The organism is Streptomyces sp. NPDC059897 (assembly GCF_042730865.1).
Taxonomy (GTDB): domain Bacteria; phylum Actinomycetota; class Actinomycetes; order Streptomycetales; family Streptomycetaceae; genus Streptomyces.
In genome coordinates, this window is sequence record NZ_JBHWKQ010000022.1 from 118,976 (window position 1) to 144,513 (window position 25,538).

Annotated in this window: 22 protein-coding genes; 12 read left to right on the forward strand and 10 right to left on the reverse strand. The window is 72.1% G+C overall.

Annotated elements, in window-relative coordinates; genetic code table 11:
• Positions 1–31: 31 nt before the first annotated feature.
• Positions 32–1,258 carry an acyl-CoA dehydrogenase family protein gene (locus tag ACFV9W_RS23955; protein WP_385764155.1) on the forward strand — a complete coding sequence of 409 codons (1,227 nt, stop codon included), beginning with the start codon at positions 32–34 and terminating at the stop codon, positions 1,256–1,258.
• Positions 1,259–1,375: 117 nt separating this feature from the next.
• Here ACFV9W_RS23955 and ACFV9W_RS23960 read toward each other — a convergent pair whose 3' ends face one another.
• Both ACFV9W_RS23960 and ACFV9W_RS23965 read right to left on the reverse strand, forming a co-directional pair.
• On the reverse strand, positions 1,376–2,650 hold the full coding sequence (locus ACFV9W_RS23960) for an SWF or SNF family helicase (protein ID WP_385764157.1): 1,275 nt from the start codon (positions 2,648–2,650) through the stop codon (positions 1,376–1,378).
• Complete coding sequence (locus ACFV9W_RS23965) at positions 2,647–5,448, reverse strand: SNF2-related protein (RefSeq protein ID WP_385764159.1); 2,802 nt, start codon at positions 5,446–5,448, stop codon at positions 2,647–2,649. Before ACFV9W_RS23965 ends, ACFV9W_RS23960 begins: the two co-directional genes overlap by 4 nt.
• Before the next feature lie 342 nt (positions 5,449–5,790).
• On the opposite strand from ACFV9W_RS23965, the gene ACFV9W_RS23970 reads away from it, so the two are divergent.
• A complete protein-coding gene (locus ACFV9W_RS23970; protein ID WP_385764161.1) occupies positions 5,791–6,846 on the forward strand; it encodes a fatty acid desaturase family protein in 1,056 nt (351 codons plus the stop codon).
• 148 nt (positions 6,847–6,994) lie between these two features.
• Positions 6,995–7,177 carry a hypothetical protein gene (locus ACFV9W_RS23975; protein WP_385764163.1) on the forward strand — a complete coding sequence of 61 codons (183 nt, stop codon included), beginning with the start codon at positions 6,995–6,997 and terminating at the stop codon, positions 7,175–7,177.
• Between the two features lie 58 nt (positions 7,178–7,235).
• On the opposite strand, the gene ACFV9W_RS23980 is transcribed toward ACFV9W_RS23975, so the two are convergent.
• The 3 genes from ACFV9W_RS23980 to ACFV9W_RS23990 all read right to left on the reverse strand — a co-directional run bounded on the left by ACFV9W_RS23980 (position 7,236) and on the right by ACFV9W_RS23990 (position 9,289).
• A complete protein-coding gene (locus ACFV9W_RS23980; protein WP_385764165.1) occupies positions 7,236–8,075 on the reverse strand; it encodes a hypothetical protein in 840 nt (279 codons plus the stop codon).
• A gap of 175 nt (positions 8,076–8,250) precedes the next feature.
• Positions 8,251–8,538 (reverse strand): hypothetical protein, encoded by a 288-nt coding sequence (locus tag ACFV9W_RS23985; RefSeq protein WP_385764167.1) that lies wholly within the window; start codon positions 8,536–8,538, stop codon positions 8,251–8,253.
• Positions 8,539–8,674: 136 nt separating this feature from the next.
• On the reverse strand, positions 8,675–9,289 hold the full coding sequence (locus tag ACFV9W_RS23990) for a class I SAM-dependent methyltransferase (RefSeq protein ID WP_385764169.1): 615 nt from the start codon (positions 9,287–9,289) through the stop codon (positions 8,675–8,677).
• Between the two features lie 241 nt (positions 9,290–9,530).
• Here ACFV9W_RS23990 and ACFV9W_RS23995 point away from each other — a divergent pair, with 241 nt between their 5' ends.
• The 5 genes from ACFV9W_RS23995 (at position 9,531) to ACFV9W_RS24015 (ending at position 14,332) form a co-directional block, all read left to right on the forward strand.
• Positions 9,531–10,304 carry an MHYT domain-containing protein gene (locus ACFV9W_RS23995; RefSeq protein WP_385764171.1) on the forward strand — a complete coding sequence of 258 codons (774 nt, stop codon included), beginning with the start codon at positions 9,531–9,533 and terminating at the stop codon, positions 10,302–10,304.
• A 63-nt stretch (positions 10,305–10,367) separates the two neighbouring features.
• Entirely contained in the window at positions 10,368–12,893 is a 2,526-nt protein-coding gene (locus ACFV9W_RS24000; protein ID WP_385764173.1) for a nitrate- and nitrite sensing domain-containing protein, read from the forward strand.
• Entirely contained in the window at positions 12,890–13,330 is a 441-nt protein-coding gene (locus ACFV9W_RS24005; RefSeq protein ID WP_385764175.1) for a roadblock/LC7 domain-containing protein, read from the forward strand. The genes ACFV9W_RS24000 and ACFV9W_RS24005 overlap by 4 nt, the downstream gene beginning before the upstream one ends.
• A 17-nt stretch (positions 13,331–13,347) precedes the next feature.
• Entirely contained in the window at positions 13,348–13,743 is a 396-nt protein-coding gene (locus tag ACFV9W_RS24010; RefSeq protein WP_385764177.1) for a DUF742 domain-containing protein, read from the forward strand.
• Positions 13,724–14,332 (forward strand): ATP/GTP-binding protein, encoded by a 609-nt coding sequence (locus ACFV9W_RS24015; protein ID WP_385764179.1) that lies wholly within the window; start codon positions 13,724–13,726, stop codon positions 14,330–14,332. Before ACFV9W_RS24010 ends, ACFV9W_RS24015 begins: the two co-directional genes overlap by 20 nt.
• Before the next feature lie 18 nt (positions 14,333–14,350).
• Here ACFV9W_RS24015 and ACFV9W_RS24020 read toward each other — a convergent pair whose 3' ends face one another.
• Complete coding sequence (locus ACFV9W_RS24020) at positions 14,351–14,779, reverse strand: PPOX class F420-dependent oxidoreductase (protein ID WP_385764181.1); 429 nt, start codon at positions 14,777–14,779, stop codon at positions 14,351–14,353.
• Between the two features lie 119 nt (positions 14,780–14,898).
• On the opposite strand from ACFV9W_RS24020, the gene ACFV9W_RS24025 reads away from it, so the two are divergent.
• Both ACFV9W_RS24025 and ACFV9W_RS24030 read left to right on the forward strand, forming a co-directional pair.
• On the forward strand, positions 14,899–15,315 hold the full coding sequence (locus ACFV9W_RS24025) for a roadblock/LC7 domain-containing protein (RefSeq protein ID WP_385764183.1): 417 nt from the start codon (positions 14,899–14,901) through the stop codon (positions 15,313–15,315).
• 144 nt (positions 15,316–15,459) lie between these two features.
• On the forward strand, positions 15,460–16,335 hold the full coding sequence (locus ACFV9W_RS24030) for a DUF6397 family protein (RefSeq protein WP_385764185.1): 876 nt from the start codon (positions 15,460–15,462) through the stop codon (positions 16,333–16,335).
• A gap of 33 nt (positions 16,336–16,368) precedes the next feature.
• Here ACFV9W_RS24030 and ACFV9W_RS24035 read toward each other — a convergent pair whose 3' ends face one another.
• Complete coding sequence (locus ACFV9W_RS24035; RefSeq protein WP_385764187.1) at positions 16,369–17,241, reverse strand: acyl-CoA thioesterase; 873 nt, start codon at positions 17,239–17,241, stop codon at positions 16,369–16,371.
• Between the two features lie 82 nt (positions 17,242–17,323).
• Positions 17,324–19,837, reverse strand: a complete 2,514-nt coding sequence (locus tag ACFV9W_RS24040; protein WP_385764189.1) for a DEAD/DEAH box helicase — start codon at positions 19,835–19,837, stop codon at positions 17,324–17,326.
• 193 nt (positions 19,838–20,030) lie between these two features.
• On the opposite strand from ACFV9W_RS24040, the gene ACFV9W_RS24045 reads away from it, so the two are divergent.
• Entirely contained in the window at positions 20,031–20,825 is a 795-nt protein-coding gene (locus ACFV9W_RS24045) for a metal-dependent hydrolase (RefSeq protein ID WP_385764191.1), read from the forward strand.
• A gap of 107 nt (positions 20,826–20,932) precedes the next feature.
• Here the strand turns inward: ACFV9W_RS24045 and ACFV9W_RS24050 are convergent, their stop codons facing one another.
• Positions 20,933–22,732: an ABC transporter ATP-binding protein gene (locus ACFV9W_RS24050; RefSeq protein ID WP_385764193.1), complete on the reverse strand. Its 1,800-nt coding sequence runs from the start codon at positions 22,730–22,732 to the stop codon at positions 20,933–20,935.
• On the reverse strand, positions 22,729–24,555 hold the full coding sequence (locus ACFV9W_RS24055; RefSeq protein ID WP_385764195.1) for an ABC transporter transmembrane domain-containing protein: 1,827 nt from the start codon (positions 24,553–24,555) through the stop codon (positions 22,729–22,731). The genes ACFV9W_RS24050 and ACFV9W_RS24055 overlap by 4 nt, the downstream gene beginning before the upstream one ends.
• Before the next feature lie 190 nt (positions 24,556–24,745).
• Between ACFV9W_RS24055 and ACFV9W_RS24060 the strand changes: the two genes are divergently transcribed.
• Entirely contained in the window at positions 24,746–25,498 is a 753-nt protein-coding gene (locus tag ACFV9W_RS24060) for a L,D-transpeptidase family protein (protein WP_385764197.1), read from the forward strand.
• Positions 25,499–25,538: the final 40 nt, after the last annotated feature.

A 25,538-nucleotide genomic window follows, 5' to 3' on the forward strand; every position in this document is an offset into this window, starting at 1 on the left:
AACACAGCAGTGCGTGCGCCCTGGAGGGGTTATGGCCGAGTTCACCATGGATCTCAACGACGAGCAGAAGGAAGTCCGTGACTGGCTTCACGGTTTCGCCGCCGATGTGATCCGCCCCGCGGCCGCCGAGTGGGACGAGCGCGAGGAGACCCCCTGGCCGGTCATCCAGGAGGCCGCCAAGCTCGGAATCTACTCCCTGGACTTCTACGCGCAGCAGTTCTTCGACCCGTCGGGCCTCGGCATCCCGATGGCCATGGAGGAGCTGTTCTGGGGCGACGCGGGCATCGGCCTGTCCATCGTCGGCACCGGCCTCGCCGCCGTCGGCGTCCTCGCCAACGGCACCGAGGAGCAGATCGGCACCTGGATCCCGCAGATGTACGGCGACGTGAACGACGTGAAGGTGGCCGCCTTCTGCTCGTCCGAGCCGGACGCGGGCTCCGACGTCGCCGCCATGCGCACGCGCGCGGTCTACGACGAGGCCAAGGACGAGTGGGTCCTCAACGGCACCAAGACGTGGGCGACGAACGGCGGCATCGCCAACGTCCACGTGGTGGTCGCCTCCGTGGACGCCGAACTCGGCTCCAAGGGGCACGCCTCCTTCATCGTGCCGCCGAGCACCCCCGGCCTGTCCCAGGGGCAGAAGTTCAAGAAGCACGGCATCCGCGCCTCGCACACCGCCGAGGTCGTCCTGGAGAACGTGCGGATCCCCGGCTCCTGCCTGCTCGGCGGCAAGGACAAGCTCGACGAGCGCCTCGCCCGCGCGCGTGAGAAGGCCCAGAAGGGCGGCGAGCGCGTGAAGAACGCCGCGATGGCCACCTTCGAGGCCTCGCGTCCCGCCGTCGGCGCCATGGCGGTCGGCACGGCCCGCGCCGCCTACGAGGAGGCCCTGGAGTACGCGAAGACGCGCGAGCAGTTCGGCCGCCCGATCATCGACAACCAGGGCGTGGCCTTCCAGCTCGCCGACATGCGCACCCAGATCGACGCCGCGCGTCTCCTGGTGTGGCGCGCCTCCTGGATGGCGTCCACGGGTAAGAAGTTCGAGAACGCCGAGGGCTCCATGTCCAAGCTGTTCGCGAGCGAGACCGCCAAGAAGGTCAGCGCCCAGGCCGTCCAGATCCTCGGCGGCAACGGCTTCACGCGCGAGTACCCCGTGGAGCGCATGCACCGCGACGCCGCGATCTACACGATCTTCGAGGGCACCAGCGAGATCCAGCGCCTGGTCATCGCCCGCACCCTGTCGGGCATGCCGATCCGCTAGTACGGGCGGGTCAACGGCCGACAGCACGGGCGGGTCAACGGCCGATCCGGGCCCGCACGGTGACGTTCACGATCGCGGACGTCACCGTGCGGGCCTGCCCGTGTGCCTGTCCGTTGCCTACCCGTCCTCGTCGGCGGAGCCGGTCGCGCCGGCCAGCGCCGAGGCGGGGTCGGAGGTCGCCGGTCCCGCGGGGGACCAGCGGCCGCGCTGCTTGCGGTACGGCCACCAGCGGCCGTCCCGGCCGAGCCGCAGCTGGGCCTGCCCGTCCGCCGTGCTCCAGCGGCCGCGGGCGGCCCTGAGGGTGGGGCGCTCGTCGTCCCAGGCCGCGTCGAGCGCGGCACGCGCGCGTGCGAGCCCGTCCGCGTCCGGCGTCCACTCCTCGTCCAGTACGTCGAGCCCGGCGGCGCCCCCGTACTCCCAGGCGCGCACGGCGAGCGTCAGACCCTCCCGGCCGCGGCCCCCGGTCTCGGCGAGCCGCGCGCGGATGTGCGGGGCGGGGGACGCGGCGGCCAGGCGCACGGCGTCCTGCACAACGGTCAACTCCGGCAGCACGGCCCGTTGTTCGTGGCCAGGCGACAGCGCCTCCGCGAGCAGCCGGTGCGCCTCGGCCGCCGCCTGCGCGCCGAGGAAGGCGAGCGCGTCGACGTCCGTGCCCGCGGGCGGCGGCGTCTCCGTGTCCAGCGACGGCGGCAGGCCGGGCTCCTCGGGCAGCGGCGGAGGGCCGGGCAACGGCGGCAGCACGATCGCCGACGCGTACGCCTCGGCGGCGTCCACGCCCTCGGCCTCGTCGTCCTCGCGCGGCGCCTCCGGTTCGGCGCGCACGGTGCTGCGCACCTGAAGCTCGTCGAGCAGCGCGCGCTCGCCGCGCCCGCGCAGCAGAAGCAGCACGAACGGGTCCTGGTCCAGCAGACGGGCGAGCTGATAGCTCAGGGCCGCCGTGTGCGCGCAGTGGTCCCAGGCGTCACAGTCGCAGCGCGGCTCCAAGTCGCCGATCCCCGGCAGGAGTTCCACCCCGGATGCCGAGGCGTCCTCCACGAGATGCGGTGGCATGTCGCGGTCAAGGAGCGCCGCGATGTGCCCGGCCCGCTCGGCCGCCATCGTCAGGAAGCCGTCCCACTCGTCCTCGTCCAGGCACTGCAGCAGCACGTCCGAGCGGTACGTCGCGCCGCCCCGGTCCTCCACCACCGCCGTGATGCGACCGGGCCTGACCGAGACCGCGCCCACCGCTCCCGCCCGCGCGAGCCTGCGCCCCGCCTTCAGTTGCGCGGTGTCGAGCGCGGTGTCCTCCAGCGCCTTCAGCCAGGCCTGCCCCCACCAGGTCTCGGCGAACGCCCTCCCGCGCGCGGGAGGCAGCGCAGCGAACGTGCGCATGTCGTCTTCCGTGTGGCTCATCGGTTGCCCCCTCGCAGCTCGACCAGGTCCGCCAGTTCCGCGTCGGTGAGTTCGGTCAGCGCCGCCTCACCGGAGCCGAGCACCGCGTCCGCCAACTCCTGCTTGCGGAGCAGCATCTGCGCGATCCGGTCCTCGATCGTGCCCTCGGCGATCAGCCGGTGCACCTGCACCGGCCTGGTCTGCCCGATGCGGTACGCCCGGTCGGTGGCCTGCGCCTCCACGGCCGGGTTCCACCAGCGGTCGTAGTGCACGACATGCTCCGCGCGCGTGAGGTTCAGACCCGTGCCCGCGGCCTTCAGGGAGAGCAGGAACACGGGGACCTCGCCCTCCTGGAAGCGCCGCACCATGGACTCGCGCTCCGCGACAGGAGTGCCTCCGTGGAGGAACATCACCGGGACACCACGGGCCGCCAGATGCCGCTCCACGAGGCGGGCCATCTGCACGTACTGCGTGAAGACCAGCACGCTCGCGTCCTCGGCCAGGATCGTGTCCAGGAGCTCGTCGAGGAGTTCCAGCTTCCCGGAGCGGCCGGTGATGCGCGGCTTGTCCTCCTTGAGGTACTGCGCCGGGTGGTTGCAGATCTGCTTGAGGCCGGTGAGCAGCTTGACGATCAGGCCGCGCCGCTCGAATCCGGCCGCCCCGGAGATCTCCGCGAGCGTCTCCCGCACCACCGCCTCGTACAGGCCCGCCTGTTCGGCGGTCAGGGACACCGCGCGATCCGTTTCGGTCTTGGGCGGCAGCTCCGGTGCGATGCCGGGGTCCGACTTGCGCCGACGCAACAAGAAGGGCCCGACGAGCTTGGCCAGACGCTCGGCCGCCGCCGGGTCCTTGCCGCCCTCGATCGCCTGGGCGTAGCGCGTACGGAACGTGCCGAGGCGGCCCAGCAGGCCGGGCGTCGTCCAGTCCAGGAGGGCCCACAGCTCGGAGAGGTTGTTCTCCACCGGGGTGCCGGTGAGCGCCACGCGCGCGCGTGCGCCGATGGTGCGCAGCTCCTTGGCCGTCGCCGAGTACGGGTTCTTCACGTGCTGCGCCTCGTCGGCGACGAGCATCCCCCAGGACGCGGCGCCCAGCTGGGCCGCGTCCAGGCGCATCGTGCCGTACGTGGTGAGCACGAACTCGCCGTCGGCGAGGTTCTCCAGGGAGCGGCGCCCGCCGTGGAAACGGCGCACGGGGGTGCCAGGCGCGAACTTCTCGATCTCGCGCTGCCAGTTGCCCATCAAGGACGTCGGGCAGACCACGAGCGTCGGTCCCGCGCTCTGTGGGGAGCTCTGGCGGTGCAGGTGCAGCGCGATCAGGGTGATCGTCTTGCCCAGACCCATGTCGTCGGCGAGGCAGGCGCCGAGGCCCAGCGAGGTCATCTGGGCGAGCCAGTTCAGCCCGCGCAGCTGGTAGTCGCGCAAGTCGGCCTGGAGCGCTGCCGGTTGGCCGACGGCCGCCATGCCCTCGGGGTCCGCGAGGCGGTCCCGCAGGGCCGTGAGCCAGCCCGTGGGGCGGACGTCGATCCGGCGGCCCTCGACCTCCGTGGAGCCTGTGAGAACGGCGCTCAGGGCGTCGACGGGAGTGACCTTACGGTCCTGGTGGGAGCGGGCGCGGCGGGCCTCCGCGGGGTCGATGAGGACCCACTGGTCGCGCAGCCGCACCATCGGACGGTTCGCCTCGGCGAGCAGGTCCAGCTCCTCGCGGCTCAACTCCTGGTCGCCCAGGGCGAACCGCCAGTCGAACGCCAGCAGGGCGTCGGCGGACAGGAAGGACGGCCCGTCGGAGGACAGCCCGTCGGGCTCCTCGCCCTCGGCAGGGCCGATCACCGCACGAGCCGTCAGCTTGCGGGCCAGCTCCTTGGGCCAGTGCACCTCGACACCGGCAGCGGACAGCGCCCGCGCGCCCTCGCCGAGCAGCTCCGTGACCTCGTCGTCGGCCAGTTCGACGGCGTCCGGCACGGTCGCGGAGAGCAACGGCGCGAGCGGCGCCCACGCGCGCGTGGCGCGGCGCAGCGCCAGCAACGCGTCCATCCGGGCGCGGTCGCCGAAGGCCTGACCGGAGGCGCCGGTCCCGGCCCACACCTGGGCCGCGTCCGCGACCAGGGTGGGGTCGCTGACGCTGTGCAGCTGAAGCACCGCGCGGAACGGGACGCGGGGCTCGTCGTCCGTGAGCTGTTCGAGCCCCGGGACCTCCACCCGCAGCGAGATCCGGACGCCCGCGTCGAGTCCCGCCGCGACGTCCCCCGCCCAGGGGCGCAGCTCGGGCACCCGCTGCGGCGCCCGCGCCGCGAACGCGGGGCCACCGGCGGCGTGCGCGGCGGCGGGGGAGCGCGGCAGGGCGTCGGCCACCGCGTCGAGGAACGCGCGCAGCAGCCACTCCGGGGCGTGCAGGCGCGGCGGTTCGGGCCCGTCCAGCGGCACGGCGTGCGCCTCGGGCGGCATCGCGGCGGCCAGCTCCCTGACCCGGTCGAGGTCGGCGGCCAGCAGCGGTCCCGCACGCCACGCGTCGTGTCCCTCGGCGCTCACTCCGGGCAACAGCAGCCCACGGGCGACGAGTTGGAGCGCCAGGAGACCCGCCGCGCCCCAGAAGGTCGCCGTAGGGTCGGCGTCCGCGGTGGTACGCGCGCGGGTCAGCACCGGCAGCGCGGCGCGCACGGGCAGGGTGACGGCCGGTACGGTCACCGGCTCCACGGCGTCCCCGCCGGGCAGCGCGAGGCGCAGCTCGGTGTGGGCGCCCGCCTCCGGCAGCGGCGGCTCGCCGCCATCGGGCCGCCAGAAGGCCACGGTCGAGGTGCGGGCCGGGTCGGCCGGGGTGAACACGGCGCCGCAGCGCGCGAGTTCGGCGGTCTCGGAGGGAGTGGGCGGAGCGGTGCGGGTCTGCTCGGAGATGGCGACGTCCTCGTATTCATCAAACTTGACTACTCACCCTGGAGGCGCCGAGGGTACACCCCCGGATCGGCCCGACGCGCCTCCATATGTCGTGATCTGGATCACCTGACCCTTAAGGGTGGGGCTTACCCCCGTGCCGAGGTGGGGTGAACCCAGGCGGTACTCGGGTGGTGGCGCCATGGTCGATCAAGGTCGGTGATCCATAGGTTCCTAGTGGTCGGGCGACGCGTAGCCCGCCGCGTCGACCTCACCCACCACAGACCGGAGACCGCCATGCCCTCGGCCGTCGGAACCCTGCCGGAACCCGCCACCAGGCCGGCCTCGCCCCAAGGGGGAAGCGAGTTCACGCCACTGCTGCGCGCCATCAAGGGACAGGGGCTGCTGGAGCGGCGCACCGGCTGGTACGTGCGCACCATCGCGGTCAACGCCCTGTGCCTCGGCGCCGTCGTCACGGGCATGGCCCTCCTCGGCGGCTCGTGGTGGGTGCTCGCCCTCGCTCCGGTCCTCGCGGTGCTGTGCGCGCGCACCGCGTTCATCGGACACGACGCGGGCCACGCCCAGATCACCGGGAACCGCACGGTGAGCCGGCTGATAGGCCTGGTCCACGGCAATCTGCTGCTCGGCATGAGCTTTTCCTGGTGGAACGACAAGCACAACCGGCACCACGCCAACCCGAACCACATCGAGAAGGACCCCGACGTCGCCGCCGACGTCCTCGTCTTCACCAGCAAGCAGGCCGCCACGCGCGCGGGGTTCCGCGGCTGGCTCACCCGCCGCCAGGCCTGGCTCTTCTTCCCGCTCACCCTGCTCGAGGGCCTCGCCCTGAAGCTCTACGGATTCCAGGACCTGCGCCGCCAGGGCCGCCGCGAACGCCTCGTGGAGGGCGCGTTCCTGCTCGCGCACGTGGCCGGCTACCTCACCCTGCTGCTCACCACGATGCCGCTGGGCCAGGCACTCGCCTTCGCCGCGCTCCACCAGGCGCTGTTCGGACTGCACCTGGGCATGGCGTTCGCCCCCAACCACAAGGGCATGGAGATGCCCGACCCGGACGGCGACAAGTGGGGCCACCTGCGCCGCCAGGTCCTCACCTCGCGCAACATCAAGGGCGGCGCGCTGACCGACTGGTTCCTCGGCGGCCTCAACTACCAGATCGAGCACCACCTGTTCCCGAGCATGCCCCGCCCCCACCTGCGTCTCGCCCAGCCCATGGTGAAGGCCCACTGCCGCGAACTCGGCATCCCCTTCGTGGAGACAGGCCTCGTCGACTCCTACCGCCAGGCGCTGCGCCACATGTATGAAGTGGGAGAGCCGCTGCGGGCCGACATCTGACGGCTCCCGACCGTGTGCGGGGGCACGGAATCAGGGATGTCTCAGGGTCACCCGACGGAACTGCGGGCGACGTGGGCCCGTTTTTCACAGCAGAGGACGAGCCCGCCCCACCCAGGCGAGGGCGGGCCGCCCCCGAAGGAGGCCACACATGTCGAAGAACGCGAAGATCGCCGCGGGAGGTGTGGCGGCCGGCATCATCCTGCTGATCTGGCTGCCCTGGTGGGCGGCCCTGCTCATCGTGCTGGGCGCGCCCGCCGCCGCGTACCTGATGCTCGACCCCTCGCAGCGGCGCAGGCTGCGCCGCGTCTCGCGCAAGGAACTGGGGCGCTGAGGGGAGTGTGACGGCCGGAGCCGCTCGGGGCGCGAACGCCCCGTGGGGCTCCGGCGGTTCACGTGGGGCGTACGGCCATCTTGTCGAGCGCTTCGAGCAGGCTCGGCAGCTCCTTGCCGCGACCGACCGGCAGCACCTCACCCGGCTCGTCGTCGAGGAGTACGAAGGCGATGTCGTCGGTCCGCGCGACCATCGACCAGCCGGGTCCGTCCGCGCGCAGCGTCCGGGCGTCGCCGGAGGCGAACGACGAGCGCACGCGGCCCAGGGGCGGCGGCGCGTCCACGTACTCGCGCGCCTCCGAAAGGACCCGCCGGATACCGGTGTGCGTCCCGCTCGGACCGGCCTCGGCGGCGTCGCCCTCCTGAGGGGCCTCGGCGTCCTCCTCCGTGGCGAACTGCGAGTCGTCGAGCTGCTCCCGCCACACGGCCCACTGGAGGGCTATCTCGTCCGCTCCCAGGCGTCGTTGGGCCGGGCCCCACGTCTCCGTGTCGGGCGGCGTCAGCGGCGGCGTGTCGGCGTACTCGGGGTCGGGCTCGGGATCGTGCGGCGCGGGGACGCCCGGGGCGGCCACGGCGAGCGCGAGCGGCCAGCCCGGCAGCGCGGCGACCATGCTGTCCTCGTCGGGCGAGAGTTCGTACTCCATGCCGCAGTCCCACGACGCGATGGCGACGGCGACCAGCGACACGTCGTCGACCACGACGGTCCAGCGGGCGCCCTGCCCGTCCTGGCCGAGCACCAGGCCGTAGCCCTCGGCCAGCGGCGCCAGCCCCAGGGCCGCGCAGGCCTCCGGGTAGTCGTCACCGAGCACGCTCGGGAACTTCGCAGGCGTCAGCAACACCGCCGTCAGCACGTACAGCGCGTCGTCCCCATCGACCGCCGCTTCGTCCACTCCGGTCACGCCGGCCTCCCCTGAACTTCGTTCCACCGGCGAGACCTTAGCCAGTGCCCGACGGGGTCGTACAGGGGGGTCCGTGGACCGTGACCAGGAAAATCAGCGGCAGGTCAGCTCCTGTAGCCCTGCCGTGAACAAAGTGTCGACATCCCGTGCCCTTCTGGGTGCCCGCGCGCGTGGGTCAGCCGACGGGCAGCCCGAGGAGGGCGCGAGCGACGGTGCGCGGCGGCTCGTCGCGCTCCCGTGCGAGGGCGATGACGGCCCTGCAGGCGAGTTCGTTGACCCCGAAGGCCAGCGCACTCGGCTCGACCCAGCCCGCCGCCTCGTCGGCACGCTCCTGGTCGTCCTCGACGCACGCCACCACGTAGGCGGCAGCGGCCTCGAAGAGATTGTGCGCACGCTCCCTCCTGCTCGGCGTACCGCCGTCCTCGCGCCACGTCCTCCACGCCTTGCGGACTCGATCGATCATGGACGCCACCGTCCCCCCTGCCCGTAACCGCCGCCGTGTGTCGCGCAGTTGCGGCCATGGTGACAGAACCGGCCACGGAGCGGATCCCGCGCGGTGCGGCTCAGTGTGGTTCGGTTTTCACTCCCTTGATCGCGGGTCAGACCGCCCCGTCCTCCAACTCCCGTACCGCGAGCGCCAGGAAGCGCTCGTCCTCGTCGACGTACGAGGTCAGGCGCCAGCCCGCGGCGTCGAGGAGCGGGCGCAGGTTGGACTCGGCGCGCAGGTCGTCCGGCGTGAGCGCGCGGCCGTGGCGGGCGGCGAGGGCGGCCCGGCCGATGGGGTGGAACAGCGCGAGCAGCCCGCCGGGGCGCACGACGCGCGCCAACTCGCGCAGATTCTCCGCCGGTTGCGGCAGGTGCGAGATGAGCCCCGCGCCGAACACCGCGTCCAGCACGCCCGCGCGAAGCGGCAGCCGGGCCACGTCCGTGAGCAGCAGCCGGCCCTCGGCGTCCCTGCCCGCCCGTACGGCCCGCTCCAGCATGGCCAACGTCAGGTCGGCGCCCAGGACCGCCCCGGAGGGCCCCACGGCCGCGCGCAGCGGAGCCAGCGCCCGGCCCGTGCCGCAGCCGGCGTCGAGTACGCGGTCTCCGGGGCGCAGCTCCAACGCGGCCACCGCGGACGCGTAGGCGGGGCCGTCGTCAGGGAAACGGACGTCCCAGTCGGCCGCCCTGGCCGTGAAGAACTCCTGCACACGTGTGGCGTCATCGTTCATGCGCTCCATGATTGCGCAGCCCACTGACAGCGGCGCCCAGGCGCGTCCTGTGACACGAGCGGGGGACGCGGCGGCGAAAGGTCCCTTCTCCGTCGAAGACTTCGTCGAAGACATCGCATGCACGTCCGGTGCGCATGTTCGACACTCCAGCGACCGTTCCGAACCGCATCTCCTCCGTATTCCAAAACCTTTCGGACTGCGCCCCTGCCGCGCGCCCCCACCGGAATACCGTCCCTGACCCATGGGACACCTGGACCACGCCGCCTTCGGCTGGCTTACCCCCGTGCTGTCGTACGCGATGGCCTGCATCGGCGCGGCGCTGGGCCTGCGCTGCACCGTGCGCGCCCTGAACACCACGGGACGCGCGCGGCGCAACTGGCTGCTCACCGCCGCCTCCGCCATCGGGACCGGCATCTGGACCATGCACTTCGTGGCGATGCTCGGCTTCACGGTCACCGGCACCGAGATCCGCTACGACGTTCCGCTGACCATCCTCAGCCTGCTCGTCGCCGTGGCCGTCGTCGGCGTCGGCGTGTTCGCGGTCGGCCACCACCGCGAGCGCGGGCGCGCGCTGGTCCTCGGCGGCCTCACCACGGGCCTCGGCGTGGCCAGCATGCACTACCTGGGGATGGCGGCCCTGCGCCTGCACGGGCAGGTCCGCTACGACCCGCTGCTGGTGGCGCTCTCCGTGGTGATCGCCGTCGTCGCGGCGACCGCCGCGCTGTGGGCCGCCCTCAACATCAAGTCGCCGGCCGCCGTCGCGGTCGCCTCCCTCGTCATGGGCGGCGCCGTGAGCAGCATGCACTACACCGGAATGATGGCGGTGAGCGTGCGGGTGACCCCCTCCACGGCGGAGCTCGCCGGGGCCACCGCGATGCAGTTCATCTTCCCGCTGGCCGTGGGGCTCGGCTCCTACCTCTTCCTGACCTCGGCGTTCGTCGCGCTGTCCCCGACCGCGGACGAGAAGGAGGCCTCCACTTCGGCACAGCGCCCCCTGGAGAACCTGACTCCCTGACCGCACCGACCACCGGCCCCGGCACCCGAACACCACGGTGCCCCGAACCCGATCGAGGAGGCCATGCGACCGCCCCGCAGAACCCCCAGTGCCGGCTCTCCGCAGCCGCGTTCGGCCCCCACGCGCGGACGGCGCGCGCACGCCGGGCCGCCCGCCGACGAAGACGTCCTGGTGGAGCCGGAACCCTTCGGGGCGTCCCCCGCGCGCGGGGCAGCAGTGAATCTGCGTCCGCGTACGGTCCGGGCGAAAATCATCTGCCTGCTGATGGTGCCCGTCGTCTCGCTGCTCGCCCTGTGGGCCTTCGCCACCGTGAGCACCGCCCAGGACGTCGCGCGGATGCGGCAGTTGCAGCGGGTCGACGAGGCGGTGCGCGCACCGGTGGGCGCCGCCGTGGCCGCCCTGCAGGCCGAACGCACCGCGGCCGTCGCCTACGCCACCGAACCCACCACGGGCCGCGGCGACGCCCTCACGAGGCGCGCCGCCACCACCGACCGCTTCGTCTCCGCCCTGCGCATCGGCAAGGACAGCACGGTCGCGGACGGAGCCGACCTCCCGCGCGCGGTGGCCGGCCGGCTGGAGTCGTTCGTCGACGGCGTCGAGCACCTACGGAGTGTGCGCGAGGCCGTGCGGGAGCGGCGCACCGGCTGGGACGACGCCTACGGGCAGTACACGAGGTCCGTCGACCGCGCCTTCGCGGTCAGCGGCTCGCTCACCGGCATCCAGGACTCCGAACTCGGCTCCGACGCGCGCGTGCTGCTGGAGTTCGGCCGCTCCGGCGAGATGCTCGCCCGGGAGAACGCGGTGCTCGTCGGCGCACGCCTGGCCGGTTCCCTGGAAGGCGATCGGCTGCGGCTGTTCACCGGGGCGGTCGAGACCCGAGGGAACCTGATCGGCACGGCCGCGAACGACCTGCGCGGACCCGAACGAGCCGCCTGGAAGCGCCTGGCGGCGGGCCGCGCCTACGCGGACGTACGCGCCGTCGAGGACCGCACCCTCATCGCGGAACCGGGCGGGAAGGCGCTGGCCGCGGCGTCCGCCGACTCCTGGGACCCGGCGTACGCGCGCGTGCAGGACCGGATGCGCGCCATCGAGACGGACGCCGCACGCGGCGCCGCGGTCCGCGCGGACCCGCTCACCCGCGGCGTCCTCACCCCGGCGGGAGCGGCCGTCCTGCTCGGACTCGTCGCCGTGGCGGCCTCGCTGGTGATCTCCGTGCGCATCGGCCGCGGCCTCGTCGTCGAACTCGTCAGCCTGCGCAACACCGCGTTGGAGATCGCCCGCCGCAAACTGCCCGACACCATGCGCAGACTGCGGGCCGGCGAGGAGATCGACGTGGCGGCCGAGGCCCCCCAGGGCCCGCCCGCCGAGGACGAGACCGGCCAGGTGTCCGAGGCGCTCACCACCGTCCACCGCGCGGCCCTGTACGCCGCCGTGGAGCGCGCCGAACTCGCCAGCGGCATCTCCGGGGTGTTCGTCAACCTCGCCCGCCGCAGCCAAGTCCTCGTCCACCGCCAACTCGGCCTCCTGGACAGCATGGAGCGCCGCGCCGACGACCCGAGCGAACTCGGCGACCTGTTCCGGCTCGACCACCTCACCACACGGATGCGCCGCCACGCGGAGAGCCTCATCATCCTCTCCGGGGCCGCGCCCGGCCGCGCCTGGCGCCGGCCCGTCCCGCTGACGAACGTCGTGCGGGCCGCGGTCTCCGAGATCGAGGACTACGCGCGCGTAGAGGTACGCCACCTGTCCGCCGCCCAGGTGGCGGGGACCGCCGTCGCCGACCTCACCCACCTGGTGGCCGAACTCGTCGAGAACGCCGCCCAGTTCTCGCCCCCGCACACCAAGGTGCGCATCAGCGGCGAACCCGTGGGCAACGGGTACGCGATCGAGATCGAGGACCGCGGCCTCGGCATGGGCAAGGAGAGCCTCGCCGAGGCGAACCAGCGCATCGGGCACTCGGAGGCCCTCGACCTGTTCGACAGCGACCAGCTCGGCCTCTTCGTGGTCAGCAGGCTCGCCAAACGCCACGACATCAAGGTGCACCTGCGCACGTCCCCGTACGGGGGCACCACCGCCGTCGTCCTCCTGCCCACCCCCTTGCTCCACAAGGACGCCGAGGTCGGGCCGAGCGCACATGACGCGCACCAACCGTCCCAGGAAGAGCGCCGCTACGCGCGCGTGCCCGAGCCCGAAGCGGCGCCGATGAACGACAGCCACCCCGTCCCCGCGTCGGCACCCCGCCCGGCGCTCGCCCCCTCGACCGAGCCCGAGAGCCCCCGGCACCCGCCGGGCGTCACCGCGCTGCGCCTGCGCACCCCGCCGGAGCAGGCGAACCGCGAACGTCCCGAGGACACCGGGGACGACGACGCCCCTCCTCCCGACGGCCTCCCACGCCGCGTACGCCAGGCGAGCCTCGCGCCCCAACTGCGCGAGCGGCCTGCCGAACCGACGTCCCCCGCGCGCGTGCCCGCACCGGACGAGCGCACCCCCGAACAGGTCCGGGCCCGGATGGCCTCCTTCCGGGACGGCTGGGCCAGAGGCGGCGGCCGCCCGCCCGGCCCCGACACCCATGAAGGAGACCCCGCATGATCAAGGAACCGACTACCACGGGCACGGCGCACGGTTCCGGTGAACTCGACTGGCTCCTGGACGACTTGGTGCTGCGGGTGCCCGAACTGCGGCATGCCGTGATCCTCTCCAACGACGGGCTCGCCGTCGGCTCCTCCAGCGGACTGCGCAGGGAGGACGCCGAACACCTCTCGGCCGTCGCCTCCGGCTTCAACAGCCTCGCCAAGGGCACGGGGCGGCACTTCGGTACGGGCGGGGTGCGGCAGACCATGGTCGAGATGGATGAAGGTTTCCTCTTCGTGGCGGCCGCCGGCGACGGTTCCTGCCTCGCCGTCCTCAGCACCGGGACCGCCGATATCGGGCTCGTCGCCTACGAGATGGCACGCCTGGTCAAGAGGGTCGGCGAACACCTCTACACGGCCCCGAGATCCGCCGGGCGCCCGCCCGCCGAGGGCTGAGGGGCACAGGTGGCGACATGAACGACGACGACCCCGGCAGCCAGTGGTTCGACCAAGAGGCCGGGCCCCTGGTCCGCCCCTACGCGATGACCGGCGGACGGACCGCGCCGGGCCCCCAGGGGGCCCACTTCGACCTGATCGCCCTGGTGTCGCTCGACACCGCGGCGCCCGGCGCCCACGACGACACCGCCCTCGGCCCGGAGCACCGGTCGATCATCGAACTGTGCCGAACGGAGACCCAGACGGTCGCCGAACTGGCCGCGGGCACCGACGTCCCCGTGGGCGTGATCCGCGTACTCCTCGGCGACCTGCTCGAACTGGCCTGCGTGAAGGTCAGCAGGCCGGTGCCGCCCGCACAGCTACCCGACGAGAAGATCCTGAGAGAAGTCATCGATGGGCTCAGAGCACTCTGACACCACGGCCGACGGCCCCACCGTCGCCCTGGCCCTGAAGATCCTGGTCGCGGGCGGATTCGGGGTGGGCAAGACCACCCTGGTCGGCGCGGTCAGCGAGATCAGGCCCCTGCGCACCGAGGAACGCCTCAGCGAACTGGGCCAGCACGTGGACGACACCGGGGCCGTCGCCGCCAAGACGACCACCACCGTGGCCATGGACTTCGGCCGCATCACCATCAGGTCCGGCCTGTCGCTCTACCTGTTCGGCACACCGGGGCAGGACCGCTTCTGGTTCCTGTGGGACGAGCTCTCGCAGGGCGCGCTCGGCGCGGTGGTCCTCGCGGACACCCGAAGGCTCGAGGACTGCTTCCCCGCCGTGGACTACTTCGAGCACCGGCACATCCCGTTCGTCGTGGCGGTGAACTGCTTCGCGGACAGCAAGACCTTCGGAGCGCACGAAGTGGCCCGGGCCCTGGACCTCGACCGCGGGACCCCCGTGGTGCTGTGCGACGCGCGCGACCGCGACTCGGGGAAGGAGGTGCTGATCAGACTGGTCGAGTACGCCGGGCGCATGCACTCCGCCCGGCTGCTCGACTCCGTGGGCTGACGCTCGTGGCCGGCCGGTTCAGCCGGTCATGTCGCCCAGCGCCACGACCTTCTCGACCCGTACGCGGACGACGAGTTCGCCCGGCACCGCGTTGCGCCGGCCGAACTCCTCGGCCCGGTCCGCCCCCATGTACCGGCCGCCGATCCTGGTGGCCGAATCCAGCAACTCGTCCGGGTCCTCACTGAGCTCGGCGCGGCCCTGGATGGACACGAACGAGAACGGGGGCCGCTCGTCGTCGACGCAGAGGGCGACCCGCCCGTCCCGGGCCAGATTGCGGCCCTTGACCGTGTCCTTGCCGGTGTTGAACACGATGTCGTCACCGTCGACGACGAACCACACGGGTGCGATGTGCGGGCTGCCGTCCGCCTTCACGGTGGACAACTTCGCGGTGTGAGTGCCCTCGGAGACGAAGGCCTTCCATTGCTCATCGGTCATCTTGTGTGCCATGCGCCCATCCTCCTTGCCCGGATGCCCACCGTGGGGAAGGCTTGCGAGTGAGATCCTCCGGGCAGGGGAGCGGATCCCCTCCGGGGCGGGGAGCCACAGGGAAGCGGGGACAGGGGATCATGGGGCAGCAGTACGAAGGACTCGGTTGGCTGCTGGACGACCTGACGCAGCGCGTCGAGCATGTCCGGCACGCTCTGGTCCTGTCCAACGACGGCCTCGTGACGGGGGCGAGCACGGGTCTGCGCCGCGAGGACGCCGAGCACCTCGCCGCGGTCTCGTCCGGACTGCACAGCCTCGCCAAGGGTTCGGGCCGGTACTTCGGAACCGGCGGAGTGCGCCAGACGATGATCGAGTTCGACGACGCGGTGCTGTTCGTCACCGCCGCAGGCGAGGGCAGCTGCCTGTGCGTGCTCAGCGCGGCCGAGGCCGACATCGGGCAGGTCGCGTACGAGATGACGCTGCTGGTGCACCGGGTCGGCGAACACCTCACCGTCGACGTGCGCAATCCGGAGCGAGGCCCGCTCGCAGACCTCTGACCTGCGGTGATTCGAGGGCCGGAAGGGTTATCCACAGGCCGGCACGGGGTTCGGCGATCCCGGCTACGGTTTCTCTCGAGCGGTCACGCAGAGTGACCGCGTCTGATTCGCAGACGGGGGAGAACCATCGTGCAAGGCGACATCATGACCAGGCCTCAGAGCAGCGCGGCGCGGGAACTGGGGCTGAAACGCGGCGAGTTCGACCTCGCCGTCCGGCTGGGCCGCATCCGCACCGTCCCGGCACCGGGCGGCGGCCGACGCCGCGTCCCGCGCGAGGAGATCGACCGCATCCGCGAGGCCGAGGGCTTCCCGGACACCCTGCTCGCACAGGTCAGGGTCGTGGGCACGGCGGAGGCCGCCGAGCTCATGGACATCCCGTCGACGCGCTTCACGAGGCTGGCCCGCGCCGGAATGCTGACGCCCGCGAAGTTCTACGTCAATCGGTACCGGACAGTGGTGTGGCAGTACCTCGCCCAGGAACTACGGGAGTTCGCGGGGGCCGAGGTCAACGGGCCGCTTCTGACGGGGCGGGCGCCGGACCGGGTGCGCGCCAGGTTGCGGTCCGGCGCGGACCTGAGGCCGAAGAACTGGCGGGCCAGGCACGCCGGATATCTGCTGGGGCTGGCGGACGGCCCGTGGGAACGGGCGGCGGCCGTCGCCACGCTCCTGGACCCGACACAGCTCGCGGAACTCGTCGCGGACCCCTACGAGCGGGTCCATCTGCACCGGCTGCGGCCCGATGAGTTCTGGTACGGAGCACCGGAGTCGCCGAACGCCGCGATCGTCCAGCGCATCCTGACCGCCGACGACCCGGACGAGATCAGCTGGCTGCGCGGAAACCTGCTGCTCAACCTGGAGGAGGCCCGAAGGCGGCGCCCGGCGCCGCGACCCGTCGGGCACCTCGAGCCCGCGGCGGCGGTGCTGCCGCAGGCCTCGCCGGAGCCGGTCGCCGTGCCTCAAGAGCCTTCACAGGACAGGCCGCGGGGCCTGTGGGCCCGCCTCACCGGAAGAGGGGCCTGAGCGGCCGCCGCAGCACCGACGACCGCGGGTTCGTCAGCCCTCGAGCTTACGGAACAGCCCCTCCTGGACCACGGAGACCAGCAGACGGCCCTCCGTGTCGTAGATGCGACCGCGAGCCAGACCGCGTCCGCCCGTCGCGATCGGCGACTCCTGGTCGTACAGGAACCACTCATCGGCACGGAAGGGACGGTGGAACCACATGGCGTGGTCGAGCGAGGCCATGTCGAATCCGCGCGGCCCCCACAGCGGTTCGACCGGCAGCCGCACCGCGTCGAGCAGCGTCATATCGCTCGCGTAGGTCAGCGCGCAGGTGTGCACGAGCGGATCGTCGCCGAGGGGACCCACGGCACGCATCCACACCGCGCTGCGCGGCTCGGCCGCCTCGATCTCCTCGGGCGACCAGCGCAGCCGGTCGACGTAGCGGATGTCGAAGGGCTGGCGGCGGGCCATCCGCTCCAGGGCGTCGGGCAGCGCGCCCAGATGGCCCCGCACCTCGTCGGCGATCGTCGGCAGCGAATCCGGGTCCGGCACCTGCCGGGCCGGCGGCAACTGGTGCTCGAAGGCACCCTCTTCGGGCTTGTGGAAGGAGGCGGTGAGATTGAAGATCGTGCGGCCCTGCTGCACGGCGGTGACCCGCCGCGTGGTGAACGAACGACCGTCGCGCATCCGCTCGACCTGGTACACGATCGGCACGCCCGGGCGACCGGGGCGAATGAAGTACGCGTGCAGCGAGTGCACGGGGCGGTCGCCCTCGGTGGTGCGTCCCGCCGCCACCAGGGCCTGGCCCGCGACCTGCCCGCCGAAGACGCGCTGGAGGGACTCGTCCGGGCTGAGTCCGCGGAAGATGTTGACCTCGATCTGCTCCAGGTCGAGCAGGTCGACGAGCTTCTCCGCAGGATTCGTCATGGGTGGATCTCTCTCGTGTGTGCGGCCGGGGTGCTCCGGCGCGGGGGAGCGGCCGGAATCTACCGGCCGACCGTCCTCGGATCTACAACTGACCGACGTCCGTGACACGGACGACGGCACGGCCCTCGGCGTCGGACGCCGCGAGGTCGACCTCGGCGCTGATGCCCCAGTCGTGGTCGCCGTTCGGGTCCGCGAAGGTCTGGCGCACCTTCCACAGCCCGTGCTCCGGATCCTCCTCGATCATGAGCAGCTTGGGGCCGCGCGCGTCGGGTCCTGTACCGAGGTCCTCGTACTCGTCCCAGTACTTGTCCATCGCGTCGCCCCAGGCGTCCGCGTCCCAACCCGAGTCGCCGTCCATCTCGCCGAGTTCCTCGACGTTGTCGAGCGCCGCGAGCTCCACTCGGCGGAACATGGCGTTGCGGACGAGGACGCGGAAGGCGCGCGCGTTCGTCGTGACCGGCTTGACCTCGTCGGCCTTCTCCTGGGCCTCCTCGGCGGTCATCTCACCCGGGTTGGCGAGCTGCTCCCACTCGTCCAGGAGGCTGGAGTCGACCTGGCGCACCATCTCGCCGAGCCAGGCGATCAGGTCCTCCAGGTCCTCCGACTTCAGGTCGTCGGGCACCGTGTGGTCGAGCGTCTTGTAGGCGCTCGCCAGGTAGCGCAGGACGATGCCCTCGGTGCGGGCCAGCTCGTAGAAGGACACGAACTCCGTGAACGTCATGGCGCGTTCGTACATGTCGCGGATCACGGACTTCGGCGACAGCGGGTGGTCGCCGACCCACGGGTGGCTCTGCCGGTACGTGTCGTAGGCGTGGAAGAGCAGCTCCTCCATGGGCTTCGGGTACGAGATGTCCTGGAGGCGCTCCATGCGGTCCTCGTACTCGACCCCGTCCGCCTTCATCAGCGCCACGGCCTCGCCGCGCGCCTTGTTCTGCTGGGCGTGCAGGATCTGCCGCGGATCGTCGAGCGTGGACTCCACGACGGACACCATGTCCAGGGCGTACGAGGGCGACTCCTGGTCGAGCAGGTCGAAGGAGGCGAGGGCGAACGTCGACAGCGGCTGGTTCAGCGCGAAGTCCTGCTGCAGGTCGACGGTCAGGCGCACGATGCGGCCGGTCGGATCCGGTGTGTCCAGCTTCTCGACGATGCCGCCGTCCAGGAGCGAGCGGTAGATCGCGATGGCGCGGCGGATGTGCCGCAGCTGCGCCTTGCGCGGCTCGTGGTTGTCCTCGAGGAGGTGCCGCATCGCGTCGAAGGCGTTGCCCGGGCGGGCGATGACCGACAGGAGCATCGTGTGCGTGACACGGAAACGGGAGGTGAGCGGCTCGGGGTCGGAGCCGATCAGCTTCTCGAAGGTGCTCTCCGACCAGGCGACGAAGCCCTCCGGAGCCTTCTTGCGGACGACCTTGCGGCGCTTCTTGGCGTCGTCGCCCGCCTTCGCGAGGGCCTTCTCGTTCTCGATGACGTGCTCGGGCGCCTGCGCCACGACGAGGCCGGCCGTGTCGAACCCGGCGCGTCCCGCGCGGCCCGCGATCTGGTGGAACTCCCGCGCGCGCAGCGTCCGCACGCGCGTGCCGTCGTACTTGGTGAGGGCGGTGAACAGCACCGTACGGATCGGCACGTTGACGCCGACGCCGAGCGTGTCGGTGCCGCAGATGACCTTCAAAAGGCCCGCCTGGGCCAGCTTCTCCACCAGGCGGCGGTACTTCGGCAGCATGCCGGCGTGGTGCACACCGATGCCATGGCGGACGTAACGGGACAGGTTGCGGCCGAACTTGGTGGTGAACCGGAAGTTGCCGATCAGCTCGGCGATCTGGTCCTTCTCCGCGCGCGTGCACATGTTGATGCTCATCAGCGACTGCGCGCGCTCGACGGCCTGCGCCTGCGTGAAGTGCACGATGTAGACGGGAGCCTGCTTGGTGTCGAGGAGCTCGGTGAGCGTCTCGGTGATCGGCGTGAGCCGGTACTCGTACGAGAGCGGGACGGGGCGCGTCGCCGAGCGGACCACCGACGTGGTCCTGCCGGTGCGGCGCGTGAGGTCCTTCTCGAACATGGAGACGTCGCCGAGCGTCGCCGACATCAGGATGAACTGCGCCTGGGGCAGCTCGAGCAGCGGGATCTGCCAGGCCCAGCCGCGGTCCCCCTCCGCGTAGAAGTGGAACTCGTCCATCACGACCTGGCCGATGTCGGCCTGCGCGCCGTCGCGCAGCGCGATGGACGCGAGGACCTCGGCGGTGCAGCAGATGACGGGCGCGTCCGCGTTCACGGAGGCGTCGCCGGTCAGCATGCCGACGTTCTCGGTACCGAAGAGCTTGCACAGCTCGAAGAACTTCTCGGACACCAGCGCCTTGATCGGCGCGGTGTAGAAGGTGACCTCGTCCCGCGCCAGCGCGGCGAAGTGGGCACCGGCGGCGATCATGGACTTGCCGGACCCGGTGGGCGTGGAAACGATCACGTTCGCGCCCGACACCACCTCGATCAGCGCCTCCTCCTGGTGGGGATAGAGGGTGAGCCCACGCTCCTCGGCCCACGACTCGAAGGCTTCATAGAGGGCGTCCGGGTCGGCGGTCTTCGGGAGCTGATCGATAAGGGTCACGGCACCATCTTGCCTGCCTTCCGGCTCGATCCGGCAATCGGATGTCCGAGCGAAGATCACGAAGGCTACGCTGGGTCGCCGACGGGGCGTCAGCAGGCGCGCGGCCCTCACGGGGCAACTCGGCGCAGCATCACGGAACATGTCGGTACTTCGCGCGCGGCCGGCACAACAGAAACAGGGGCGGATCACAGCCATGATGGGACCGGCACACTCGCTGTCAGGAGCGGCGGCCTGGCTGGGGGTGGGGGCGGCGACGACGGCAGCCGGGTACCCGATGCCATGGCCGGTCCTCCTCGTCGGAGCGCTGATCTGCGCCGGCGCCGCACTCGCCCCGGACCTCGACCACAAGTCGGCGACCATCTCGGGCGCCTTCGGACCCATCTCCCGGGGCCTGTGCGAGATCGTCGACAAACTCTCGTACGGCGTCTACAAGGCGACGCGGATGAAGGGCGACCCCCGGCGCTCGGGCGGACACCGCACGCTCACCCACACGTGGGTATGGGCGGTCCTCATCGGGGCGGGCGCCTCGGCCCTGGCGATCTTCGGCGGCCGCTGGGCGGTCCTCGGGATCCTCTTCGTGCACATGGTGCTCGCCATCGAGGGCCTGCTGTGGCGGGCGGCCCGCGGGCACAGCAGCGACCTCCTCGTCTGGCTCCTTGCGGCGACCAGCGCGTGGATACTCGCGGGCATCCTGGACCAGCCGGGCAACGGCTCGGACTGGCTGTTCACGGACCCCGGCCAGGAGTACCTGTGGCTGGGCCTGCCGATCGTGCTCGGCGCGCTGGTGCACGACATCGGGGACGCGCTCACCGTCTCGGGCTGCCCGGTCCTGTGGCCCATCCCGATCGGCCACAAGCGCTGGTACCCGATCGGGCCGCCGAAGCCGATGCGGTTCCGGGCCGGCAGCTGGATCGAGCTGAAGGTGCTCATGCCGGTGTTCATGCTGGCCGGCGGCGTGGGGTGCGCGGCCGCGCTGAACTTCATCTGACCGGGGGTCGCCGGGCAGGTCGACGACACGGATGGCAGCGGCTACTGAGGCGCCGCCGGCCGGGAGCCGTCCCGAAGGGAGGGCTCCCGACCGCCGCCGTCGGCACGTCAGCCGTGCCAGGACCGCCACAGCGCCGCGTACGCGCCGTCGGCCGCGACCAACTCGTCGTGGCTCCCGAGCTCGCGGATCCGGCCGTCCTCGACCACGGCGATCACGTCGGCGTCGTGCGCGGTGTGCAGCCGGTGCGCGATGGCCACGACCGTGCGGCCGTCGAGGACCCGGCCGAGCGAACGCTCCAGGTTGCGGGCCGCCCGCGGGTCGAGGAGCGAGGTCGCCTCGTCCAGGACCAGTGTGTGCGGGTCGGCCAGGACGAGCCGGGCCAGCGCGACCTGCTGGGCCTGCGCCGGGGTGAGGGCGACCCCGCCCGAGCCGACCTCCGTGTCCAGGCCGTCGGCGAGAGCACCGGCCCACCCGTCGGCGTCGACCGCGCCGAGGGCGGCCCACAGCTCCGCGTCCTCGGCGCCGGTGCGGGCCAGGCGCAGGTTGTCGCGCAGGGAGCCCACGAAGACGTGGTGCTCCTGGTTGACCAGCGCCACATGGGAGCGCACCCGCTCGGCCTGCATCCGGGAGAGTTCCGCGCCGCCCAGCGTGACCTGCCCGGTGCGCGGCGCGTAGATCCCGGCGAGCAACCGCCCGAGCGTCGACTTGCCCGCGCCCGAGGGGCCGACCAGGGCGAGCCGGGTGCCGGGCGCGACCTCCAGGGACACCTTGCGCAGCACGTCGACGCCCTCGCGGTAGCCGAAGTGCACCGCGTCCGCATGGACATCACGGCCGTCGGGCCGCACGGAGGCGTCGCCCGCGTCCGGCTCGATGTCCCGCACACCCACGAGCCGGGCAAGCGACACCTGGGCGACCTGAAGCTCGTCGTACCAGCGCAGGATCAGGCCGAGCGGATCCACCAGCATCTGCGCGATGAGGGCACTCGTGGTCAGCTGCCCCACGCCGATCCAGCCCTGGAGGACGAAGACACCACCGACCATCAGCACCGACAGCAGCACGAGGACGTGCACGGTGTTGATCACCGGGAAGAGCACGGAGCGCAGATACAGGGTGTAGCGCTCCCAGGCCGTCCACTCCTTGACGCGGCGCTCCGACATCTCGATGCGACGGTCGCCGAGCCGGTGCGCCTCGATGGTGCGCCCGGCGTCCACGGTCTCGGCGAGCGCGGCGGCGACGGCCGCGTACCCGGCGGCCTCCGAGCGGTACGCCGACGGCGCCCGCTTGAAGTACCAGCGGCAGCCGAGCACCAGCACGGGCACCGCGATGAGCAGCGCGGGCGCCAGCGGCGGCGCGGTCACCGCGAGCCCGCCGACGAGCAGCGCCGCCCACACGACACCGATGGCCAGCTGGGGCACGGCCTCCCGCATCGCGTTCGCGAGCCGGTCGATGTCCGTGGTGATCCGGGACAGCAGGTCCCCCGTGCCGGCCCGCTCCAGGACGCCGGGCGGCAGGCCCACGGACCGCACCAGGAAGTCCTCCCGGAGATCCGCCAGCATCCGTTCCCCGAGCATCGCCCCGCGCAGCCGCACCTGCCGGATGAACACGGCCTGGATCACCAGGGCCAGGGCGAACAGGCCGATGGTGAGGGTCAGTCGGGACCCTTCGAGCGCGCCGACGCCGCCCGGGTCCTCGGAGACGTCCTGGATCAGCCCGCCGAGCAGGTACGGGCCGACCATCGACGCGATGACGGCGACCGTGTTCACGCCGATGAGCAGGAGGAACTCGCGCCGGTGGCGCTGGTACAGCTCGCGCACATAGGCGCGGACCGTGGCCGGGGCGCCGACCGGCAGGGTGTGCGCGGTGGTGGGGGCCGCCGGGTCGTAGGCCGGGGGCGCTACGCCGATCATGCCGTCTCCTCGATCTCGATCTCGATGTCGGTCCGGGCGCTGATCCCGGTGCCGGGGGAGGACTGCTCCTCGTCGGTCTCGCGGGTGACGACCGCGCGGTACCGGGGCTCGGCGCGCACCAGTTCGCGGTGCTCGCCGACCGCGGCGACCGTCCCCTCGTGGACGAACACCACGCGGTCGGCGCGGTCGAGAACCAGCGGCGACGAGGTGAGCACCACGGTCGTGCGACCGCGCCGCAGGGCGCGCACGCCCTGGGCGATCCGGGCCTCGGTGTGCGAGTCGACGGCGGACGTCGGCTCGTCGAGCACCAGCGTGTCCGGGTCGGTGACCAGGGAGCGGGCCAGCGCGAGGCGCTGGCGCTGGCCGCCGGAGAGGGACCGGCCGCGTTCGGTGATGTGGGCGGTCATCGGGTCCTCGTCCGGGGCGCCCTGGGTGAGGGCGTCCAGCACGTCGGAGCACTGGGCGGCGGTCAGCGCCTCGGTGGGCGACACGCCTCCGGAAGCCGGTACGTCCAGGAGTTCGGCGAGGGTGCCGGAGAGCAGCACCGGGTCCTTGTCCTGGACGAGCACGGCCGTCCGCGCGACATCCAGCGGCAGCTCGTCGAGCGGCACACCGTCCAGCAGGACGGACGGCGCCCGCTCGTCCGCGCCGTCGTCGGCGGCGGAAGCGGGGTGCCCCCCGAGCCGGTCGGCGAGACGCCCCGCCAGGTCCGGATCGCCGCAGACCACGGCGGTGAGCCGACCCGCGGGCGCCAGCACGCCGGTCGCCGGGTCGTACAGGTCACCGGCCGGCGCCTTCGCCTCGCGCAGCCCACCGTCCGGTTCCGTGACGCGCTCCAACGACAGCACCCTGGAGGCACGCTGCGCGGACGGCCGGGAGAACGAGTACGCCATGGCGATCTCTTCGAAGTGGCGCAGCGGGTAATTGAGGAGCATCACCCCGCTGTAGACGGTGACCAGTTCACCGACGGTGATCCGGCCCTCGCGCGCGAGATGCACCCCGTACCAGACGAGCGCGATCGTCAGGAGTCCCGGAAGGAGGACCTGGATCGCGGAGATCAGCGCCCACATGCGCGCGCTGCGCACGGCGGCCCGGCGTACGTCCTGCGAGGCGCGGCGGTAGCGGTCGAGGAACAGCTCCTCGCCGCCGATGCCGCGCAGCACGCGCAGGCCCGCGACGGTGTCCGAGGCCAGTTCGGTGGCGTGGCCCGCCTTCTCCCGCTGGTGGTCCGCGCGCCGGGTGGCGCGGGGCAGCAGGGGCAGCACGGCGAGGGCCAGCACCGGCATGCCGAGCGCGACGACGATGCCCAGCGCGGGCTGGTAGATCAGGAGGCCGATGGCGGCGATGACGACGGTGAGCGCGGCGGCGGCGAAGCGGGAGAGCGCCTCGACGAACCAGCCGATCTTCTCCACGTCACCGGTGGACACGGCGACGACCTCGCCCGCGGCGACCCGGCGGGTCAGGGCGGCGCCCAGCGTCGCGGTCTTGCGGGCGAGCAGTTGCTGGACGCGGGCGGCGGCGGTGATCCAGTTCGTGACAGCCGTGCGGTGCAGCATCGTGTCGCCGACCGCGACGCCGATGCCGAGCAGCACGATCACCGCACCGGCCTTGGCGAGACCGGAGCCGGAGCGGTCGACGACCGCCTGCACCGCGTAGCCGACGCCGTACGCGAGGCCGGCGACGGAGACGAAGTGGATCAGGCCCCAGGCAAGGGACTTGGCCTGTCCACCGAGCTGGTTCCGGCCGAGCCAGAGCAGGAACCGGGGGCCGGAGCGTGCGTCCGGCACACCCGGGTCTGGATACGGAAGGTCGGAGATCTGCATGACGTCCCAGGGCTCGAAGCGGGGTGGATCGAAGAAGCGGACTCAAAGGCAGCAAACCGTGAAAGGTTCGCGTCTTTTGTCGAGCCGAGGCAAACGGTTTTCCGGTAGCGGGCAAAGAAACGGACTTGATCGTTCGTTGCTACCGCAGTCGGCCCGGTGGTTTCCGGCCGGTGGTGCGACCATGGAACGCATGCGGAGTGCGGGTGCGATCAGGGCGGGCGTCGCGATGGCGGCCTGCGGGGCGCTGCTGACGACGGTGGCCGCCTGCGGCGCCGACGGCGGTGACAGCGGGAAGAAAAGCACGGGCGGCGCGGAAGCGTCGGGCGGCGCGTCAAAGGGCGCGGAGGCGCGCGCGGCGGACCTCAAGCGCATTCCAGGGGTGGGGGACCGCTACCAGAAGCAGATCCCGGCGAACGCCCGGCAGGTCGTCGCCGTGTACGGCGACGACAAGGACGCGGCGGGCTCCAGCATCGCCCTGTTCACCAAGTCCGGCGACACCTGGAAGAAGCAGCGCGGCTGGTCCGGGCACAACGGCAAGAAGGGCTGGACGACGAACCACCACGAGGGCGACAAGCGCAGCCCCGTGGGTGTCTTCACGCTCAGCGACGCCGGTGGCGTTCTCGCCGACCCGGGAGCGAAGCTTCCGTACACGCAGACGGCCTCGATCCAGGCCCCGCACTACTGGGCGAAGTCGCACTGGCACGACTTTGACTACGTCATCGCCATCGACTACAACCGCGCCAAGGGCACCCCGCCCAACGACCCGACCCGGCCGCAGGGCCAGTCCAAGGGCGGCAGCATCTGGCTGCACATGGACCACGGCAGCGGCACCTCGGGCTGCGTGAGCCAGTCGAAGGGCGACATGGAGTACCTGCTCAAGACGCTCGACCCGAAGCAGCACCCGGTGGTCGTGATGGGCGACAAGGCCGAACTCAGGGCGTGAGGCACGCGGGCGGCGGCGCCCCCGCACGGGGCACCGCCTG